The following is a 21,247-nucleotide window of genomic DNA, read 5'->3' as shown; positions in this document are numbered from 1 at the left end:
GCTTTTGCCACCTCCCTTCCCATTACGGGTTTTTACATCTGGTGTGAATGGCAGAAAAAGTAAAAAACTGGCCTGATTTTAGCTTCAAAGGCATGAAAAAAGATGAACTGGCAGCGTTGACCTTGTTAAATAAATTATATAGATTTACAGCGCCATTTCCTTTTGGTTAAGTATTAAAAGACTGGTTTTTAGAAAAAGAATTTATGTGTGGAATAGTAGGTTATATAGGTCATAGAGAAGCATGGCCGATTGTTATTAAAGGCTTAAAAAGATTGGAATACCGTGGTTATGACAGTGCCGGTGTCGCACTGATCGATCAGGGTAATATGAACATCTATAAAAAAGCAGGAAAAGTCCAGGAACTGGAAAATTTTGCTGAAGGTAAAAACCTGTCCGGGACCATTGGAATGGGACATACCCGCTGGGCAACACATGGTGCGCCTTCAGACCGAAATTCCCATCCGCATACTTCTAATAATGGAAAGTTAAGCATTATCCATAACGGGATCATTGAAAATTATGCGGTGCTCAAAGAAGAACTTCAAAGACGCGGTCATGAATTTAAAAGTGATACCGATACCGAAGTGCTGATCCATCTTGTGGAGGAAATTTACAAAGACGGGGAAGTAGATTTGCTGGAGGCCGTAAGACTGGCCCTTAATGAAGTGAACGGGGCTTATGCCATTGTGATCATGGACCAGGACCAGCCCGATCAGCTGATTGCGGCAAGGAAAGGAAGCCCTATGGTGATTGGGGTTGGTGAAGGAGAATATTTTATAGCTTCAGATGCCACGCCAATTGTAGAATATACAAAAAATGTTATCTATTTGAATGATAATGAGATCGCCTTTTTGAAAAGAGACGAACTGGTGATCAAAAGACTGGATAATGTGGTGCAGACGCCTTATGTTCAGGAGTTGGAATTGCAGTTGGAAATGCTGGAAAAAGGTGGGTACGAACATTTCATGCTGAAAGAAATTTATGAACAGCCACGCTCTATCCGTGATTGTATGCGGGGAAGGATTTATCCGTCAGAAGGTAAAGTGCAGTTGGGCGGGATTAAGGAATATGCAGAAAAGCTTAAAAATATAGACCGCATTATCATTGTGGCCTGTGGTACTTCATGGCATGCGGGTTTGGTAGGAGAGTACCTGATTGAAGAATACGCGCGGATTCCGGTTGAAGTAGAATATGCTTCTGAATTCAGGTACAGGAACCCGATCATTACCGAAAAAGATGTGGTGATTGCCATTTCCCAATCGGGTGAAACGGCAGATACCATGGCAGCTATAGAAATGGCCAAAGAAAAAGGAGCAACCATTTTTGGAGTATGTAATGTCGTTGGGGCATCTATTCCAAGGATTACCCATGCCGGTGTGTATACCCATGCTGGACCGGAAATTGGTGTGGCTTCAACCAAGGCATTTACTGCGCAGGTAACTGTTTTAACGCTTATGGCTTTTTATATGGCCCAGCAAAAGGGAACACTGACCAATTCCAAACTGGTGGAATTGTTAACCGAACTGGATAATATTCCTCAAAAAATCGAAGCAGCTTTACAATCGGATACCATGATCCGTGAAATTTCCGAGAAATTTAAAGATTCCAGAAATTGCTTGTTCCTGGGCAGGGGCAGTGGTTTCCCGGTAGCACTTGAGGGTGCTTTGAAATTGAAGGAAATTTCTTACATCCACGCCGAAGGCTATCCTGCTGCAGAGATGAAGCATGGGCCGATTGCCTTAATTGATGAGGAAATGCCTGTTGTGGTCATTGCCACAAAAAATTCCTCTTATGAAAAGGTCATCAGTAATATCCAGGAAGTAAAAGCAAGAAAAGGTAAAGTCATTGCAATTGTTACCCAGGGTGATACAGAGGTTAAGAAAATGGCAGATTACTGTATTGAAATTCCAGATGCAAGTGAAGCATTTTTGCCATTGCTGGCAACGATTCCTTTACAGTTGCTGTCTTATCATATTGCTGTTTTAAGGGGCTGTAATGTTGATCAGCCAAGAAACCTGGCCAAATCTGTTACAGTCGAATAGACTTAAACGACAAATTTTAAAAGCGGGAGTATAGCTGTACTTCCGCTTTTTTATGCAATAAATTTTTTTATTTGTTAAAATTATATTCCACAAGCGAGAGATATTCATTATCTTAACCTGAATACATTTAAAGCCGCCGAAAGGCATGGGATAAAGGCTTGTTTCTGTTTTTTTGTATGGGAAATGCAGATGATATTTTCTTTTGTGAACAAGAAGAAAATTATAATCTAATAATTAGCTTTACAGAATATAGCTGCCTTAAAAACTATTGAACAAAATGACAGCACTTCCACTCCGGGACAGGGAAAATCTAAGGGTCGCAGCACTTCGTGAGCTGGAAATCCTGGATACAGAACCTGAGCGGGATTTTAACAACATAGTAGTTCTTGCGGCGCAGTTATGCCAGCTCTCTTTTTCTGCCATAGCTTTTTTTGATCAGGACCGGATTTGGTACAAGGCCAGTACGGAGCCCGGGCTGGCAGAATTACCAGGTATTCATGACCTGATCTGGACGGCAGACGACATCATCGTGGAAAGTACAGATACCAATCCTTTATCTGGGGTGCAGTACCTGCTTAAATCCATGCCTGCGCTCCACTCAATACTAAGTATGCCCCTGGTTACCGAAGAAGGCTATATTATAGGTTCTTTAAGTGTTGGAGATACCAAAACCAGGATTTTTACCGAACAGGAACGCTCGGCTTTGCTGATGCTCGGACAGCAGGTAATGAGCCTGCTCAAAGTGAGGAAACAACGGACTGAACTGATCCGGGCCGAAAGGATCCGCGGAAATATATTTGAAGTTCTTCGGTCTATTTTTACCAATGCCGTTGATGCTGTAATTATTTCGGATGAAGAAGGCCTGATTTCCCAATGGAACCCCAGGGCCGAACTCATGTTTGGCTGGAAGGCAGAAGAAGCCATTGGAAAGTATTTTCATGAAATGGTTGTACCTGAAAGGAATTATGACGCTTTCCGTCAAAAAAAACAAGCCTTCAGGCCAGACGGTTTAATACCTTCCGATAATCATAAACATGAATTCATCGCCATTCGTAAAGACGGGACCGAATTTGATGTAGCCATGGGTGTTTCTCCGGCAAAGATTAACGGGCAATTGTACTTTATTGGGATCATCAGTGACATTACAGACCGGAAGCAGATTGCCACAGAGCTGGATAAACAGAAAGAGTTTTATGAAAATATCCTGAATAAAATTCCGACAGACATTGCCGTTTTTGCCCCGGATCACAAATATTTGTTTGTAAACCCCTGGGGGATCAAGGATGAAGTTTTAAGAAAATACATCATCGGAAAAGACGATTTTGAATACGCCAGATACCGGAACCGCCCGGATGATATCGCTGTAAAGCGAAGAGAACAGTTTCTTGAAGCAAAAAGAACGGGTAAGGAGATCCGCTGGGAAGACAGCCTCAGGGGGCCGGACGGTCAGGTCATCACCCATTTAAGAAGACTATTCCCTGTATATGATGAAGACCAGCAACTCTCTTTTATTATTGGTTTTGGAATAGACATTACAGACCGGAAAATCATGGAAGAAAAGCAGGATGCTTTGGTCAAACAACTTTCTGCCCAGAATGCCCAACTGCTTGACTTTTGTAATATTGTTTCGCACAATTTACGGGGCCCCTTGATTAATGTATCGATGCTGGTAGACTTTATCGAAGAATCACAGGATGTTCAGGAGCAGAAAGAACTGGTGTCTAAGTTGAACCCGGTGATTGAAAGCCTGAATGCGACATTTAATGAATTGGTAGAATCCATACAAATTAAACAGGACCTGGAAATTAAATCTGAACCTGTCAATTTGAATGACTGTGTACAAAGAACGCTGGGAGGGCTGGAAATTGAAATTAAAAAAGTAAGAGCGGTCATTTCGATTGATTTTTCCCAGGCAGCGGAAATTCGTTTTCCTCCTAAATACCTACTGAGTATCTTTCATAATTTAATCAGCAATTCGCTGAAATACCATGCTCCTGAAAGAGATTTAGTCGTGAATATTAAAACAAAAAAATCCGGTAGCAGCATTATTCTGACCGTGCAGGATAATGGCCTTGGGATTGATTTGGTTAAACATCAGGAAAACGTATTTAAAATCGGAAAGGTTTTCCACCGCCACCCCAATGCCAAAGGCCTTGGCCTGTACATGACAAAGGCCCAGGTGGAAGCTATGGGTGGAAAAATCCATATTGAGAGTGCCCCGGACCAGGGCGCAACCTTTAGCATAGAATTCATAAATCAAATACATACTGATGAAGAAAATATTCCTGGTAGATGATGATGAAATATTTGTATTTCTCACCCAAAGAATGATCCAAAAAACCAATATTAATGTTGAAGTTAGGATTTTTAATAACGGGCAGGATGCATTCGATTGTCTTGGCAGCATTACGGATCAGGCGGATCAGCTGCCAGATGTAATTTTACTGGACCTGAACATGCCGGTAATGGATGGCTGGGAGTTTTTGGAGGAATATGCGGCTATTCACCAAAGTCTTGCAAAAAAAATCCGTCTCTATATCGTTTCTTCCTCTATTTCTCCTTATGAAATTGAAAGATCTAAAGGGATGGACTTTGTAACAGATTTTATTATTAAGCCTTTATCAAAGGAAAATTTTACTGAAATTATTGACAATTTATAAATACAATTGATGTTTGATTCAAGTTCCGTTAATCTGGATATTTTAAAAAAAAGAGCTTATAACTTACGCTGGGCAACCGTACCTGAGGGGGTGATCCCATTAACAGCGGCCGATCCTGATTTTCCAAGTGCACCGGAAATTGCCGAGTCGATCATCCGATTTACCCGCGACCGCTACCTGTCTTACGGGCCGCCTGCGGGCTTGCCGGAATTTAAAGAAAGTGTGGCGAGGTTTTTCACTGAAAAACGAAACATCCCGGCGAGGCCCGATCTTTTATTTCCGGTGGACAGCGCTGCTTTTGGCATTTATCTGATCTGTAAAACCTTTCTTGAAAAAGGGGATGAAGCCATTATTTTTGACCCGGTCGATTTCCTGTTCAGGTATTCAATAGAAACTGTAGGCGCTACGGCAATCCCTTTTGGCATTCCTCCGGGAACGGATCAGGTTGATTTCGAACAAATGGAAGCATTGATTACAGCCAAAACCAGAATGATCTGTCTTTGTAACCCATTGAACCCAACCGGAAAGGTTTTTACGCCAGCGGAACTCAGCAGGCTTGGTGAACTGGCTTGTAAACATGATTTACTGATCCTTTCAGATGAAATTTGGAGTGATATTGTCTATGAACCCTATGTTTTCACCAGTATCGCCTCCATTAGCCCCCAGATCAGGGACCGGACCATTACCGTAACCGGCTACAGCAAGTCTTACGGTTTGGCAGGCTTAAGAATTGGTACCGTGATGGCCTCTAATGAAGCCCATTTTAAGAAGTTGTTTGAAGCCTCTCTTCACAATTCTACCATACATGGTGCCAATGTCCTTTCTCAGGTTGCTGTAACAACTGCTTTGGATGAATGTGGCTATTGGTTAGAAGGCTTTGTTTCGCATTTACAGAAAATGAAAGACCTCACGGTACAAATGCTCAACGAAACAAATGGTTTTAAATGCATTGCACCTGAAGGCTGTTATGTTGCCTTTGCAAACATTACCGGAACAAAACGAACAAGTAAACAAATTCAGGAGCTTTTATTTACTGAAGCAAAGGTTTCGGTGGTTCCAGGTTTAAAAGAATGGTTTGGAGATGGAGCAGAAGGATATATCCGGCTGAGTTTTGCGACTTCGCAGGCCATTCTGAAAGAAGGTTTATCCAGAATTAAACAAACCATCAATTCTTTATAGGCTGGCAAAAACAAAAAAATAATAGGGAGACATAAAAAATAGAGTATTGAATCCAATAGATATAAATCAATGAAAGTCGTCGTTATTGGAGGAGGGATTGCAGGTCTGAGCCTGGGGATCTTTTTACAAAAAAGCCATATAGAAGTTGTGGTCAATGAAAGGGCTGCGGGCACACCCGGTGGAGGCCATGCATTTTTGATGCATACAGATGGGTTGTCGGTTTTGAAAGAACTGGTTGCAGGAACAGGCTTTAAGCTGCCAGGCAAACTGGTAGAGAAATTTAGTTTGAAAAGGCCGGATGGGGAAGAGGTACAACGTCTTCAACTCGATGCCTGGCAATGTATCAAAAGATCTGATCTGACGCATTTTTTGTATGGACTTTTTGATGGTGAGGTAAAAAATGGTCGGGAATTTTCTCATTTTTTATATGAGAACGGGAAAATCATTGCAGCCGTTTTCTCTAATGGGGAAGTGGAGTATGGCGATATATTTGTCGGGGCCGATGGTGGTTTTTCCAAAGTCCGTCAAGCTGTTTTGGGAGAGGTAGAGTTTCACCCGGGAAAAGTTAAGGAGATCGTCGGTATTGCCTACAATGAAAAAATAGCAGAAACTTATGCCGGGACGTTCAGTAAATTCCAGAAAAACACCGATGGCCTAGCTTTTGGGATGATCCCGACTTCAGATATTGAGCTGGTGTGGTTTATACAATACGATCCATCCATTTCAGAACTGGAGGACCACAGTGTTGAAGGCTTGCGCCTTTTTTGCAAAAAGCTTTTGAAAAAATTTCCACCTATAGTCCAGCAGGTACTGGATTCCAATGATTTTAACAAAAGCTATCTTTGGAACACAAAAGATTTCGATCTGTTGCCGGCTTTTCATAAAGACAATGTGGTGGTCATTGGAGACGCGGCACATCTGGCCCTCCCTTTTACCAGTGCAGGAACAACCAATGCCATGGTGGATGCAAAAACACTTGCCCATTGTTTATCGGCCGCTAGCTCCTATACAGAGGCTTTTCAGGAGTTTTACAATCTGCGTGCAGAAGAAGTTTTAAAACATGTGCACTTGGGCAGGGCGCTTAGAAATGTATTCCTGAGGCCGCAGGACCAGAATGATGATGACATTCCGATTCCTTTGATTGCCGGTAAAACAAAAGAAAAGGATAAGGTTATGGACAAACCCATAGAACTGCTGTATTTTACCGATCCAATTTGTTCTACCTGCTGGATCATGCAGCCACTGATCAGAAAACTAAAACTGGAATACGGCATCTACCTGGATATTAAATATTATATGGGAGGAATGCTGCCTTCATGGGAACTCTATACCAAAGGAAAAATTCAAAACCCAGGTGATGCAGCCGAGCATTGGGAAGAAGCCTGTGCCTGCCATGATATGCCAATGGACGGAGATGTGTGGATAGAAGATCCCCTGCAATCGTCTTTTCCACCGAGTATTGCATTTAAAGCTGCCCAGATGCAGGATCCGGACAAAGCACTGGCCTTTCTCAGAAGGATACAGGAAATGGTGTTTCTGGAAAAAAAGAACATTATTAAATGGGAGCACCTGGAAAAGGCAGCTTTTGAAAATGGACTGGACTCGGCCCGTTTGTTAAGGGACTATCAGGGAGCAGGAAAACAGCTTTTTGAACAAGATCTGGAGTTGGCTAAAAAAATGGGGGTAACAGGTTTTCCGACCCTGTTTTTTTCTGATGGTTCCGGACAGCAGGTTACCCTGAAAGGTTTGCAAACCTACGAAATGCTGGAAGAAATCATTCACCAAATGTTACCACTGGCTGAAAAACAGGTGATTGATACCGATCCTAAAAATCTCTTTTGTCATTTTCCGACGATGACAGAAAAGGAATTTGCAGTACTGAGCAATTTACCAAAAGAACGGGCTGCAATGATGCTGAAAGAACTCTATGATACTGGAAACATAAGTCAGTTTACCAGTAAAAATGGCATCATTTACATTAGTAAATTTGATTGTATCCATTGTCTTTAAAAAAGAAGCCCTGTGCTATTCCTCACAGGGCTTCTTTTTTAAATCTAAAATCCGAACCTCAGGTTCAGCTCGAAACTTCCATTTGTATAATCTCCCAGTTGAGCAGTTTGGGTGGTATAATAACCATAAATCAGAAATTTTTTCCTGTAATCCAGTCCGAGACCAAAAGTGGCGTTTTTAGTACTGTGGTACATGGCCATCATTAAAACCTGCCGGGACGCAAAAGCAAGCTGCGCACCCGCATCCAGAATATTATCATAGCCTTTTACGCCCCTGAAAGCAACCTTTGGCTCCAACTGGGTGGCATCGGCAGTACCATCAAAATCAATTTTATAACTGGCAGCAGTGTAAAAAGTAGAGACATCAGCGAGCTTGATTTCCTCCTTTTTGAACAAACTTTTTAGGTTTGGAAGAGAGGCCTGGACGTTCAGGTGCGGGCTGGTAAAAGCCATACCAAAATCGCCGTCCAAATAAGTTTTTCTGCTGTTGTACAGGCCGATCAGCGGATCCGAAGGATCACCATTGATGTCTGAACTTTCCAGCCGCTGGTTTAAAAAACCAACCGATACACCAAAATGTAAATGTTGTCCATCCTGATTTAAGGGAAGGTGGTAGGCATAACTGCCAACAACCCGGGTCTGTCTCTGTAATCCAGCCTTTTCATTGTATACATTCAGGCCAATGCCTACTTTATTAAAACCATAGTCCGCGGTAACACTCTGAGTAAGTGGGGCACCGGGAACATTGTTCCAGAGCTTTCTGTAAGCCGCATTGATCTTAAATCCAGAAGTATAACCCGCAAAAGCAGGATTGATCAGGTATTGATTCCCAAAATATTGCGCTGTTAAAGGGTCCAGCTGTGCTTTAAGACCGGTACCGATCAGCATTAAAAGCAGTAAGAGCGATAAGGTTTTTTGAGCTGTTTTCATTTGTTTGTATAAAAGTGCGGCCCTTCCCTGACCCTGGTCATCAGCTGGTCGCTGATGTACCCTGCCGCATTTGTAGCTATGATAAGATAAACTAAAAGTTATTTGTAAACAGGATCGGACAGGTGGGGGAGAAAGCGATGGCATAGCAACTGGTTGAGAAAAGTTAATTTAGGTCTGAACGAAATATTTGATGTAAGGCAAATTAGTTTTAAATATATAAGAATTTAAATTTTGTTGTTACAAATTATTTCTAAATAACATAAAGCAGTTAGGTTTATCCGGATAGAAATAATGGTTTTTTGGATAAAACAATAAGGACGCAGATGTTTTTCCAGGGACCAGCTTAAAAGAAAAATTGAATAACAAATGTGTTACATCTTGTTTCCCGGCAGATAACACAATATATTCAATGGTTAAACCAGATCTTATGTCCTTGTCTAAAATTAGATTGTGCCCTCTTTTATTGTGTTTCTTTTTTTTGAATTTTACAGCTGTTAAAAAGAAGGAAAACTTACAGGAATCTGTATATCAGTCCGCTGAGGCGGTACTAAAAGAACAGGTGCTTAAAGAGGCTGAAGCTGCTCTTTCTGCTGCCCCGGTGACCGTTACTTCGGCTTTTTCACCAAGGAGTGCAGGGGGAAAACACGATTTTTATTCTGAAGGAGATTATTGGTGGCCTGACCCCCAGTATCCTGAGGGACCCTATATCCAAAGGGATGGAATGACCAATCCCGGCAATTTTGTTGCGCACAGACTGGCCATGATCCGTTTCAGCCGTCTGGTTGGAGCACTGACTTCTGCCTATAAAATCACCGGAGAAAAAAAGTATGCAAGGGCCGCAATCAGGCACCTGAAAGCCTGGTTTATAGATCCGGAAACAAAAATGAACCCTAATCTGCTGTATGCGCAGGCCATTAAAGGTTTATATACGGGAAGAGGCATTGGCATTATCGACACGATCCATTTATTGGATGTGGTACAGGGTATACAGGTTCTGCAGAAAGAACTTCTGCCTGCCGACCTGGAAGGATTAAAAAATTGGTTTAAAACCTATCTGGACTGGCTGATGACACATCCCAATGGGAAAACAGAAATGAATGCAAAGAACAATCACGGTACTTGTTTTGTACTTCAGGTTGCCGCTTTTTCTAAGCTGACCGGAAATGCGGAATTACAGAAATTTTGCATAGAGCGTTACAAAACGGTACTCTTGCCTGCTCAGATGGCAGCAGATGGCAGTTTCCCATTGGAACTTGCGCGTACCAAACCTTATGGCTACTCGTTGTTTAACCTCGATGTCATGACCACTTTGTGCCAGGTACTTTCCAGCCCGGATAATAACCTTTGGACCTATACTACCGCTGATGGAAGGTCAATCCGTAAAGGAATCGAGTATTTATATCCTTTTGTTGCAAATAAGTCCCTGTGGGGCCTAAAACCAGATGTGATGCATTGGGAAGAATGGCCTGTGGCCCAGCCCTTTTTGATTTTTGGTACAAATGCCTATGGAAATAAAGACTGGCTTAAAACCTGGGAAAAATTGGAACATCAGCCTCAGGGAGAAGAAGTGATCCGGAATTTACCCATAAAATACCCCTTAATTTGGCTTAATTGATCAAAAAAGTACAGCTTGGCATCATTTTCCCTGTGTAATCCCAAAAAGAGAAAATGATCGGTATCCCTAAATCAAGTTTCATACAAGCCATCAGAGGGAAAGTAATTCTGGCCCTTATACTGGCCTGTTTTGCACTTTTTATGGCCTGGCTAACCAGTAGGGTGGCTTTCAGGGAAATGCTGAATACTGTAGAACATCTTTCTTCTCCGAATGAACGCCTCAGAATAGTCAATGAGTTGTCCAGAAAGATCACCAGCCTGGACCAGATGCAAAGAAGACGTGCTTTTAATGACCCGGGAAATTACAATGCTTTCTTTAAAGAATCCAGACAACTTCGCATCTCTCTGGATAGCCTGAGCCAGTTGTATGCCGGTGATTCTGTACAATTACAGCGGATCCGCTCCATTAACGAGCTGCTCAGTGTAAGGGATAAGCAATTCGTAAATTACCTGAAAGTCCGGGAAAAGCTGGTCAATAATAAATCATTTTCCTCCCAGGTGCAGAAGTTCAGTGATATGGTGAGCAGAAATGCGGCTCAGGCGGACAGTACTGTGGTGACCTCAGAAAAAAAGACTTCAACCACGACAGTAATTCCGACAGAGGAAAAACCAAGGGGGTTTTTCAGTAAGATCTTTGGTAAAAAAAAGACGGAAACTGAAGATAAAGCCTTTAAAATAGTCAATGAAGAGAATGTAAAAAGAGATACCATTGCCCTTTCCAATGAAAGAAAAATTGTAAAAGGTGTGGAGGCTTCGCTCAGGGCCATTGAAAAAGAACAAAAGTTAAAAAGTCAGTCCTTTCTGAACAGGGAAGCCGTACTGGCCGATGCCAATAGTCTTTTGATCAGCCAGATGCTTGGAATATTAAAAAAAGTCGAGGCAGAAGCGGTTGCTCAAATAGAAATGAACGGGGTACAGGCCAAAAAAGTGGTGAATACAGGCATCAGCCGGATCAGTATCATTATGGTGGTGTTCTTTTTGCTGATGGTCCTGCTGCTGTACCTGATCCTGACAGACATCACCAAAAGCAACCGGTACAGGAAAGAACTGGAAACCGCTACCGAAGAGGCGGAGTATCATGGTAAGGCCAAACAACGCTTTTTATCCAATATGAGCCATGAGATCAGGACCCCCCTGCAGTCTATTATTGGTTATGCAGAGCTGATCCGTAAGCAGCAGCAACCGGGTAGAAAATATGTAGATGCCATTTATCATTCTTCGGAGCATTTGCTCCAGATTGTGAATGAGGTGCTGGATTACAACCGGTTGGTTTCCGGAAAATTTACTTTCAGCGAGCAGGTTTTTAACCTCAGAAAATTACTGGAAGAAGTCGTGTTGATTGTTGCCCCTCAGGCGACACGAAAAATGCTGAAAATGACCCAGAATTTTGAACTCGATGATTTGGAATATATTTACGGAGACCCTTTCCGGTTGAGACAGATTCTGCTCAACCTGCTGAGCAACGCGATAAAATTTACGATGGAAGGGGAGATCCTGCTTTCTGTTTTTTATAAACGGCAGGGGGACAACCTTCATTTTACCTTTATGGTAAAAGACACTGGCATAGGTCTTTCTGAAGAAGAAAGCAAACATATTTTTAATGAATTTGAGCAGGCGGAATCGCCGGAACAATCTGTTGTAAACCAGAATGGGGCGGGTTTGGGGCTGACGATTGTCAAAGCGCTGGTTGAAAACCAGGGGGGCAGAATCTACGTTAAAAGTAAAAAAGGAGAGGGAAGCAGTTTCACCTTTTACCTGCAATTTAAAATTGGGGAGGCGCCCGATCTGTCCAAGATACAAGAGGGGGCTGTTCCTGCAGCTTTGGGGAAGAAAGTATGGATTGTTGATGATGACCAGCTGATCCTGGACCTTTGCAGTTTAATTTTCAGTAATCATCAGATGGCATTTCGCTGTTTTAATTCTCCTTTGGACTTGTTGAACGAACCTTGGGATAACGAAGTTGGCGTTTTGCTTATGGATATCCGTATGCCTGAACTTTCCGGTGTTGAGCTGTGCAGGGCAATGCGTTTAAAAATAGGAAAGGAAGTAAAGATGTATGCCATGACCGCTCAGGTGTTGCCCGGAGAACGGGAAAACCTTCTTGCCGGTGGTTTTGACGGAATCCTGATGAAGCCCTTCAAGGAAAGGGAGCTTTTGTCTATTTTCAATCTGGAAGCCCTAACTGAAGAAATCAATGATCAAATACCAGGCGGACTTGTATTTGATCCTGCTTACCTGCAAAAAATGACTTTCGGTGATCCCCAGCAATTCCATAAAATTATGGACCGCTTCAGGGAAGATTGCCGGAATGATAAAACCGAACTGGAACAAGGCCTGAAACAAAACGATAAAGAAAAGGTTTCTTTGCTGTTGCACCGGCTTGCCGGAAGGATTGCCCAGATCGGAAGCCGTGAGCTCGCGGCTGATTTTAGGAAAGCAGAAATACGTATGGAAAGTCAGAACGCAGATGTCCAGAAGCAGAAAGACGGGATTCTGCTGCTATGCCAGCATTTGGACGAGCTTATTCACCTGATGGAAGACTATTCAATTTCGTAGCGCTCCATTTTGCTGTAAAGGGTTTTTCTGTCTATGTTTAAAAGTTTGGCGGCCTGGGATTTATTGTATTTTACTTTGATCAGGGTTTCTACGATCAGCGCTTTTTCATTGACTTCATTAATGGCTTTTAGATCCGAGGTAGCAGGTCTGGGACTCTGATTCACTGAAATGATCATTTCATCCGGAAGCGCGTCTACACCTGCAGTTTCAGTGGCGCTCAGGAGCACCATTCTTTTGATGACATTTTTTAATTCCCGCAGGTTTCCCGGCCAGTCGTATTTGTCCAGCAGTTCTCTGGCTTCCTTAGAGATCTGTTTAACATTCCGGCCCAGTTCATGGTTGGAAAGTTCTATAAAATGCTGAATGAAAAGATCTATGTCTTTACCTCTGTCCCGGAGCGCAGGAAGCTGGATTTTAAATTCATTTAAACGATGGTACAAATCTTCCCGGAAAGTTCCTTTAGCCACGCTGTTGAGCAGGTCATCGTTGGTGGCAGAAATAATGCGCACATCAACAGCTATTGTTTTTGTGCTGCCAATGGGCTGGATTACCCTTTCCTGTAAAGCACGCAACAGTTTAACCTGTACTTCATAACTTAGGTTGCCCACCTCATCTAGAAATAAAGTGCCCCCATTTGCAGCTTCAAATTGTCCTTTTTTATCATTCAGCGCACCGGTAAAAGCACCTTTCACATGACCAAAAAGTTCACTTGCAGCAAGGTCTTTGGATAGGGCGCCGCAGTCTATGGCAACAAATGGCTTGGTATTTCTTTTACTCTGGAGATGGAGGGTTCTGGCAGCGTATTCTTTACCTGTTCCGCTTTCCCCCTGAATAACAACAGACATATCTGTAGGGGCAACCAGACCGATGTGCTCATATAATTTGTCGGAGGTGGCACTCTTTCCCTTAATGGTATCCGCATGTTGCCCCGCCTGAGGTGATGATGATGCTTCTGGTTGATTGCCCTGTTCCAACGCGCTTTTAACAATCATTAAAAGCTCATCGGGATTCACAGGTTTGGTGATGTAATCAAAGGCGCCCAGTCGAATGGATTTTACGGCTGTTCTGACATCATTAAAACTGGTCATAATGACCAATGGAACATGCAATCCTTTTTCTCTGATGGCAGAAAGGATGTCCAGTCCCGTACCATCCGGCAAACGGTAGTCGACCAGTAAAAGGTCAAAATCCTGTTGAGCAATTGCTTTCAGACCAGCCTTTACGTCATGGACGGCCGAAGGTATATATTTGTTTTTGGTCAGAAAGCCTTCTAATAACTGAGAAAACGTTAGGTCATCTTCAATAATCAGTATTTTTGCCATAGGGAGTTTTTAGTACAATAATAGCAAAAATACAAAAGCCGGAACGATATCCGGCTTTTATTGGGTGCTAAATCTTAATTATTTTATTGGATAACTGATCCGTCTTTACCAATTTTTAGGGAAGCAGTTTCTTCACCTTTTTTAACATCTACCTGGTACCACTCTGTTTTGTTTGCGGCTGTAACCAGGAAAGCAGCTTGAGGAACCCACTCTTTATATTTGTCTGACTGCAAAGTTGCTTTTACAGCGTCAGGCAGTTCTTCTGGTTTAACAGGGGTTTTTGTTGTACTGTCCTGTGGAGCAGTAATGGCCAAAGGGGCTTTGATGTCGTTTGCGTTTACGGTTGCTACTGCTGCGAATGCTAAAAATGCGGCTGATAAAATGAACTTTTTCATAAAACTATTATTTTAAATTAATTATTCATGTTAATAGGATTGGTATAGGTACACAATAGTGCCATAATCCAATTATATTTATAACTAATTGATTAATAGTGTTTTATTTTAATTTCCGATAAAAGCTGACTGTGGAAGTTCTCTACAGCTTGCTGAATTTTTCCGTTTAGGAGGCTATGGTTTCTGTTGTGCGGCCAATTGCCATGGTTTTTACCGTTTTGATAATTGCTGCGGTATCATAGCCACAAAGTGCCCAAAGTTCGGGTTGTTCGCCATGTTCAACCAGCACATCCGGCATTCCCAGGCGTACCACTTTCGAATGGTAGTTGTGGTCGGCCATAAATTCCAAAACAGCAGAGCCCATACCGCCTTGCAGACAGCCGTCTTCCACAGTGATGACATTTTGATAACGTCTAAACACTTCATGAAGCATGGCCTGGTCCAAAGGTTTCACAAAACGAAGGTCATAATGTGCAGGATGGATGCCTTCCAGACTAAGTTCTTTACAGGCCTCAACAGCAAAATTGCCAACATGGCCAATGGTCAGCAGGGCAACGTCCTCGCCGTCACAGATTTTTCGTCCCTTACCGGGCTCTATGGCTTTTAACGGACGTTTCCAGTCTGGCATGACTCCACTTCCCCTTGGGTAACGAATCGAAAACGGGCCCATGTTTTCCTGCTGGGCAGTATACATAAGGTTCCGCAGTTCTTCCTCGTTCATGGGCGCGGCAACAGTCATATTTGGTATGCAGCGCATAAAAGCAAGGTCATAGGCGCCGTGATGGGTGGCGCCATCGGCACCCGCAACACCAGCCCTGTCCAGGCAGAAAACCACATTAAGGTTTTGTATGGCCACATCATGGATCACCTGGTCATAAGCACGCTGCATGAAGCTGGAGTAGATGTTACAGAATGGGACCAGGCCCTGTGTTGCCAGTCCTGCAGAAAAAGTAACTGCGTGTTGTTCTGCAATACCCACATCAAAAGCCCGGTCAGGCATGGCTTTCATCATGATGTTCATGGAAGAGCCCGAAGGCATGGCAGGGGTAATGCCCACAATATTTTTATTCGCTTCGGCCAGTTCGACCAGAGTATGGCCAAACACATCCTGATATTTAGGTGGCTGCGGTTTATCGCTGCTGCTCTTTTTGATTTCTCCGGTAATTTTATCAAAAAGGCCAGGTGCGTGCCATTTGGTTTGATCTTTCTCGGCAAGGGCAAAACCTTTACCTTTTAAAGTGACACAATGTAATAACTTAGGGCCAGGAATATCCTTAAGGTCTCTTAAAACTGTTGCCAGTTTTTTGACGTCATGACCATCTACCGGACCAAAATATCTAAAATTAAGCGCTTCAAATAAATTGCTTTGTTTTAGCAAAGTACCTTTAATGCTTTTTTCTATTTTTTTAACAAACTTATGTGCATTGGGACCCAGTTCAGAAAGTTTGATCAGTACATTGGAAATGTCATCTCTGAAGCGGTTATAAGATTTAGATGTGGTAATGCTGGTCAGGTATTCTTTTAAAGCCCCAACATTGGGATCAATAGACATGCAGTTGTCATTAAGGATCACCAGTAAGTTCGAATTTTCAATACCTGCATGGTTAAGGCCCTCAAAAGCAAGACCGGCGGTCATTGCCCCATCTCCGATGACAGCAACATGCTGACGGTCCTTTTCTCCCTTGTAGTGGGAAGCCACTGCCATACCCAGTGCAGCCGATATGGAAGTAGAGGAATGGCCGACCCCAAAAGTATCATATTCACTTTCTGCAATATTCGGAAAGCCGCTGATGCCGTGAAGAAGTCTGTTGGTGTGGAAAACAGATTTTCTGCCGGTTAATATTTTATGTCCGTAAGCCTGATGACCAACATCCCAAACCAGTTTGTCATAAGGTGTATTCAGCACGTAATGCAACGCTACAGTGAGCTCTACAACACCTAGACTGGCGGCAAAATGGCCACCATTGGTGCTTACTGCATCGATAATGTACTGGCGCAGTTCCTGACTGATCTGTTCAAGGTCTTCTTCCTTATACTGCTTTAAATCAGCAGGATAGTTTATGTTGGGTAATAGTGGACGCTTAGTGTCTTCCATACGGGGTCATCAAAGAATTTACAAAGTAAGGGAATTTGTTTAATATAATCAGCATCTTTTGGGCTATTCCTGATTGCACCTGCTCAACCGTTGGACCTAAGTCCTAAATAAGCGTTGAAACATCTTTTTTTTAGCCACAGGGCTCTTAATTTAATAGCAGAGAAATTAAATCGTTTCTTAGAAGTCTTTTAACTGGATTTTACTACTAAAACTCCGTAGGAAATCATTATTTTTACAAAATAAAATCAAACGGATGACCGGGTCCTCCACCAGCTTAATAAATAATAAAACAAAATATAGATGAAACGTGATACTTTAATTTTTGATTTGATTGACAGGGAATTGGACCGTCAGGAAAATGGACTTGAACTGATTGCATCTGAAAACTTCGTCAGCAAACAGGTTATGGAAGCTGCTGGTTCAGTTTTAACCAATAAATATGCGGAAGGCCTGCCAGGCAAACGCTATTATGGTGGATGTGAGGTTGTAGATGAAATTGAAAATTTAGCGATTGAGCGTGCAAAAAAACTATTCGGTGCTGCCTGGGTCAATGTACAACCACACTCAGGTGCACAGGCAAACGCAGCGGTGATGCTGGCAGTGATCCAGCCCGGAGATAAAATATTAGGCTTTGACCTTTCACATGGCGGACACCTTACCCATGGTTCCCCGGTGAATTTTTCAGGTAAATTGTATCATCCTTTATTTTATGGTGTTAAAAAAGAAGACGGACTGATCGACTATGCAAAACTGGAAGAACTTGCATTGGCCGAACGTCCAAAACTGATCATTTGCGGTGCTTCTGCTTATTCAAGGGAATGGGATTATGCATTCATCCGCAGTGTTGCAGATAAAATCGGTGCCCTTGTGCTGGCTGATATTTCCCATCCTGCCGGAATGATTGCCAGGGGATTGCTGAACGATCCGCTTCCACATTGCCATATTGTAACGACCACCACACACAAAACCTTACGCGGGCCACGCGGAGGAATGATCATGATGGGTAAGGATTTCGAAAACCCTTTCGGATTGAAGACCCCAAAAGGAGAGCCCCGCATGATGTCATCGGTACTGGACATGGCCGTGTTCCCTGGAACACAAGGCGGACCGCTGGAACACATTATTGCTGCAAAGGCCATTGCTTTTGGTGAAGCACTCAGCGAAGAGTATCTGGAATACATTAAGCAGGTAAAAGTCAATGCACAGGCCATGGCGAAGGCATTTGTTGCAAAAGGATACGGCATCATTTCAGGAGGAACGGATAACCACCTGATGCTGATTGACCTTAGAAATAAAAATATTACAGGAAAAGCGGCTGAAGCTGCCCTGGGTAAAGCAGACATTACCGTGAATAAAAACATGGTTCCTTTTGATGATAAATCACCTTTTGTAACCTCAGGTATCCGCGTGGGGACTGCAGCCATCACAAGCCGTGGTTTTAAAGAAGGCGATATGGAAAACATTGTAGACCTGATTGATCAGGCCCTGAGCAATGCCGAAGATGATCAGCATCTTGAAGGTGTAAAGAAAAAGGTACTGGCACTGGTCGGCCGCTTTCCATTATACAAATAGAAGGAATAAATTCGATACATGTTAGGTGACGAGAAGTTAAATAATGATGAACATGAACGTATAAAAGCACTTCATGATTATCATATATTAGATACTCCCCGGGAACGCCAGTTTGATAATCTTTGCAAACTGGCGGCCTTAATATGTAATACATCCAGGTCTTTGATCATTCTGATCGATCAGGACAGGCTCTGGTTGAAATCCTCTTTTGGTACCTCCGGAGATGTTAAAGAAATTCCCCGCAGTTCCTCTTTTAGTGAACAGGTGATTAAAGGTGAGGGGGTGTTTGAGGTTCAGGATACCTTATTGGATCCGGATTTTTCTGAACACCCTTCTGTCAGTTCTGCCCCTTTTATCCGGTTTTATGCAGGTGCGCCTTTAAAAGATGAAAATGGCTTTAAGCTGGGGGCAATATGTGTGTATGACACCAAGCCAAGGTCGCTGAGTGCAGAGCAAAATGATGCCCTGCTGACCCTGGCTAAAGAAGTGATTACCCATTTGTCGCTAAGGAAAAAAGACCTGGAGCTAAAGGCCAACATTAAGCAGTTTGAAGAATTGCTGGCCATGTCGGCCATTTCGCCTGAAATTCACTGTATTCTTGATTACAGCGGGAAAATCATTTTTATCAATAATGCGGTGACCCAGTTGCTGGGTTACTCTGTAGAAGAAGCCTTAAATCTGCGGATCTGGGAAGTGTGCTACCGGGAAGATGTAGACCGGGTGGTTTATATTCTGGAAAAGGGGCTCCGGGATAAAAGGAAGGAATTTAACCTGGATTTCAGGGTGGTCAGCAGGGAAGGAATTATCCGCTGGATCAGCTGGAGCATGGTCGTGAAAAACAATCGCTGGTATACCTATGGCAGGGACATTACCGAAAATAAACGGGTAGAAAATGAGTTGATGAAACTCTCCTTTGTGGCCAGTAAAGTGAATAATGCGATTGTGATCAATGATGCGAACAATCATGTGACCTGGGTCAATGCCGCTTTCGAAAACATTACCGGTTTTACATTGGATGACCTCAAAGGGCGACGGTTGGGTGACCTGATTACCGGCCCTAAAACCGATGTGGGGCTTATTGAAAGGGCCAGGGAACTCAATAAGCGCAACCAGTCTTTTACGGTAGACCTGTTGGCTTACCGGAAAGATAAAAAACCCATTTGGCTTTCCATATACAATACCGTTGTCCTGGATGATCATGGCCATGTGAACTCAGAAGTGGAGATTATTATCGACATCACGGATAAGAAAAAAGCCGAAGAAGAATTGCAGGTCTTGTCACTGGTGGCCAGTAAAACCAATACCGGGGTCAATATATCAGATAAAAATTCAAGGACGACCTGGGTGAATGAATCCCTGGAAAAACTAACCGGGTATAGCCTTTCCGAATTACAGGGCCGGCAACTGGGGGATATCCTGTCTACTGATGATTCAGACAGGGACCTGATTTCCAGATCCAGACAACGGGCCCTGAACAGGGAATCTTATACCATAGAAGTCCAGGCCAGAAAAAAAGATGGTACACCCATATGGCTGTCTGTGGCCAATACACCCATCACCAACAATAAGGGTGAAGTAGAGCGGCAGATTGACCTGATTGCAGATATTACCCAACGCAAACAGGTGGAAAAGGAAATGGTTGAGGCCAAAGAACAAGCCCTTCAGCTCAGTGAAGCCAAAGAAATGTTTTTGACCGTGATGAGCCATGAAATCAGGACGCCTTTGAATGCGATAATAGGCATGACGCATCTTTTGCTGGATAATGACCCCAAAGAAACGCAGATCAATGACCTGAATATTTTGAAATTTTCAGGAGAAAACCTGCTTCATATCGTTAATGATATTCTTGATTTCACAAAAATTGATACCGGAAACCTAAAACTGGAGTCGATACCTTTTAACCTTTCTGTCCTGTTGCATGATATTATCAATTCCCTGCAGGTCAATGTATATAAAAAAGAAAATAGACTGGAGCTGATCTATGATGAGCGGATCCCGGAACAGATTGTAGGGGATAAGACCCGTTTGTACCAGGTACTGATGAACCTGCTGGGCAATGCCATAAAGTTTACAGAAAAAGGATTGATTGAGCTCCGTGTCCGGCTGGAAGAGCAGAGCAGGAATGAAGTGGTTTTGTTTTTTGAAGTAAAAGATTCCGGTATTGGTATCCCAAAAGATAAGCAGTCCTATATTTTTGAAACTTTTACCCAGGCTAAAACAGATATTTCCAGAAAATATGGTGGTACAGGCCTGGGCCTGGCCATTACTAAAAAACTCCTTAAATTATACAATTCTGAAATTAAGGTAGACAGTACAGAAGGAAGAGGGACTTCTTTCTCTTTCCCAATCAGCTTTAAAAAGGTTCAGCAACCCGTTTTGAATAAAATGGAAAATATACCCGCCGCCTTTTTGGACAAGCGCATTTTAATTGTTGATGATAATGAGATCAACGTGATGATTGCAAAAAGAGTACTCGGGAAATGGGGCTTTGAGCTGGAGGTCGCTTATAATGGCTTTCAGGCCATTGAAAAAATAAAAGAGCAGGTTTTTGACCTGGTTTTTATGGACCTTAAAATGCCGGAAATGGATGGTTTTCAGGCAACTGCCCTGATCCGTGAAATGGACTTGCCAACTCATCTTCCCGTGATTGCCCTAACTGCCGCCGCCTTAACCGAAGACCTGGAAAAGTTCAAACAGAACGGAATGGATGGACATTTGTTGAAGCCTTTTAATCCTCAGGAAATCAAAGATTTACTTTTAGATATTTTTGAAAATACAGCAAAAAAATAAAGGGCCGAAATTTCTATGAAGAAATATCGACCCTTAAAATTAACGCTCTCGGGACAAAGAAACAAAAATGTTTTTATAGTACC

14 protein-coding genes are annotated in these 21,247 nt (G+C 42.8%); 10 read left to right on the top strand and 4 right to left on the bottom strand.

Annotated features, from left to right (window positions below; translation table 11 throughout):
- Nucleotides 1–47 precede the first annotated feature (47 nt).
- From B0O44_RS25315 to B0O44_RS22300, 6 genes are all read left to right on the top strand, one after another.
- Entirely contained in the window at nucleotides 48–170 is a 123-nt protein-coding gene (locus tag B0O44_RS25315; RefSeq protein ID WP_262512054.1) for a hypothetical protein, read from the top strand.
- A gap of 33 nt (nucleotides 171–203) precedes the next feature.
- On the top strand, nucleotides 204–2,042 hold the full coding sequence (gene glmS, locus B0O44_RS22320) for a glutamine--fructose-6-phosphate transaminase (isomerizing) (RefSeq protein ID WP_110834305.1): 1,839 nt from the start codon (nucleotides 204–206) through the stop codon (nucleotides 2,040–2,042).
- A gap of 277 nt (nucleotides 2,043–2,319) precedes the next feature.
- On the top strand, nucleotides 2,320–4,338 hold the full coding sequence (locus B0O44_RS22315; RefSeq protein WP_110834304.1) for a PAS domain S-box protein: 2,019 nt from the start codon (nucleotides 2,320–2,322) through the stop codon (nucleotides 4,336–4,338).
- Complete coding sequence (locus B0O44_RS22310; RefSeq protein ID WP_110834303.1) at nucleotides 4,313–4,702, top strand: response regulator; 390 nt, start codon at nucleotides 4,313–4,315, stop codon at nucleotides 4,700–4,702. The genes B0O44_RS22315 and B0O44_RS22310 overlap by 26 nt, the downstream gene beginning before the upstream one ends.
- Before the next feature lie 9 nt (nucleotides 4,703–4,711).
- Complete coding sequence (locus B0O44_RS22305; RefSeq protein ID WP_110834302.1) at nucleotides 4,712–5,881, top strand: pyridoxal phosphate-dependent aminotransferase; 1,170 nt, start codon at nucleotides 4,712–4,714, stop codon at nucleotides 5,879–5,881.
- Between the two features lie 69 nt (nucleotides 5,882–5,950).
- A complete protein-coding gene (locus B0O44_RS22300; RefSeq protein WP_110834301.1) occupies nucleotides 5,951–7,891 on the top strand; it encodes a DsbA family protein in 1,941 nt (646 codons plus the stop codon).
- A 44-nt stretch (nucleotides 7,892–7,935) separates the two neighbouring features.
- Here the strand turns inward: B0O44_RS22300 and B0O44_RS22295 are convergent, their stop codons facing one another.
- Complete coding sequence (locus tag B0O44_RS22295; RefSeq protein ID WP_110834300.1) at nucleotides 7,936–8,820, bottom strand: PorP/SprF family type IX secretion system membrane protein; 885 nt, start codon at nucleotides 8,818–8,820, stop codon at nucleotides 7,936–7,938.
- 478 nt (nucleotides 8,821–9,298) lie between these two features.
- Here B0O44_RS22295 and B0O44_RS22290 point away from each other — a divergent pair, with 478 nt between their 5' ends.
- The gene (locus tag B0O44_RS22290) at nucleotides 9,299–10,435 is read left to right on the top strand and encodes an alginate lyase family protein (protein WP_245943776.1); all 1,137 of its coding nucleotides are present in this window, start codon (nucleotides 9,299–9,301) and stop codon (nucleotides 10,433–10,435) included.
- 53 nt (nucleotides 10,436–10,488) lie between these two features.
- Nucleotides 10,489–12,990, top strand: a complete 2,502-nt coding sequence (locus B0O44_RS22285; RefSeq protein ID WP_110834299.1) for a hybrid sensor histidine kinase/response regulator — start codon at nucleotides 10,489–10,491, stop codon at nucleotides 12,988–12,990.
- Here B0O44_RS22285 and B0O44_RS22280 read toward each other — a convergent pair.
- The 3 genes from B0O44_RS22280 to dxs all read right to left on the bottom strand — a co-directional run bounded on the left by B0O44_RS22280 (nucleotide 12,975) and on the right by dxs (nucleotide 16,802).
- Complete coding sequence (locus B0O44_RS22280; protein ID WP_110834298.1) at nucleotides 12,975–14,312, bottom strand: sigma-54-dependent transcriptional regulator; 1,338 nt, start codon at nucleotides 14,310–14,312, stop codon at nucleotides 12,975–12,977. The two genes, B0O44_RS22285 and B0O44_RS22280, sit on opposite strands and share 16 nt — an antisense overlap.
- 83 nt (nucleotides 14,313–14,395) lie before the next feature.
- Nucleotides 14,396–14,707, bottom strand: coding sequence for a hypothetical protein (locus B0O44_RS22275; RefSeq protein ID WP_110834297.1), 312 nt, complete (start codon nucleotides 14,705–14,707; stop codon nucleotides 14,396–14,398).
- A gap of 166 nt (nucleotides 14,708–14,873) precedes the next feature.
- A complete protein-coding gene (gene dxs, locus B0O44_RS22270) occupies nucleotides 14,874–16,802 on the bottom strand; it encodes a 1-deoxy-D-xylulose-5-phosphate synthase (RefSeq protein ID WP_110834296.1) in 1,929 nt (642 codons plus the stop codon).
- A gap of 300 nt (nucleotides 16,803–17,102) precedes the next feature.
- On the opposite strand from dxs, the gene glyA reads away from it, so the two are divergent.
- Together glyA and B0O44_RS22260 are read left to right on the top strand one after the other, a co-directional pair.
- Nucleotides 17,103–18,374 carry a serine hydroxymethyltransferase gene (gene glyA / locus B0O44_RS22265; protein ID WP_110834295.1) on the top strand — a complete coding sequence of 424 codons (1,272 nt, stop codon included), beginning with the start codon at nucleotides 17,103–17,105 and terminating at the stop codon, nucleotides 18,372–18,374.
- A gap of 18 nt (nucleotides 18,375–18,392) precedes the next feature.
- A complete protein-coding gene (locus tag B0O44_RS22260; protein WP_110834294.1) occupies nucleotides 18,393–21,164 on the top strand; it encodes a PAS domain S-box protein in 2,772 nt (923 codons plus the stop codon).
- Nucleotides 21,165–21,247: the final 83 nt, after the last annotated feature.

Origin of the sequence: Pedobacter nutrimenti (assembly GCF_003208655.1) — a bacterium.
Classification (GTDB): domain Bacteria; phylum Bacteroidota; class Bacteroidia; order Sphingobacteriales; family Sphingobacteriaceae; genus Pedobacter; species Pedobacter nutrimenti.
The sequence above is the reverse complement of the archived record's forward strand: the minus strand, read 5'-3'. Positions and strand labels throughout refer to the sequence as shown.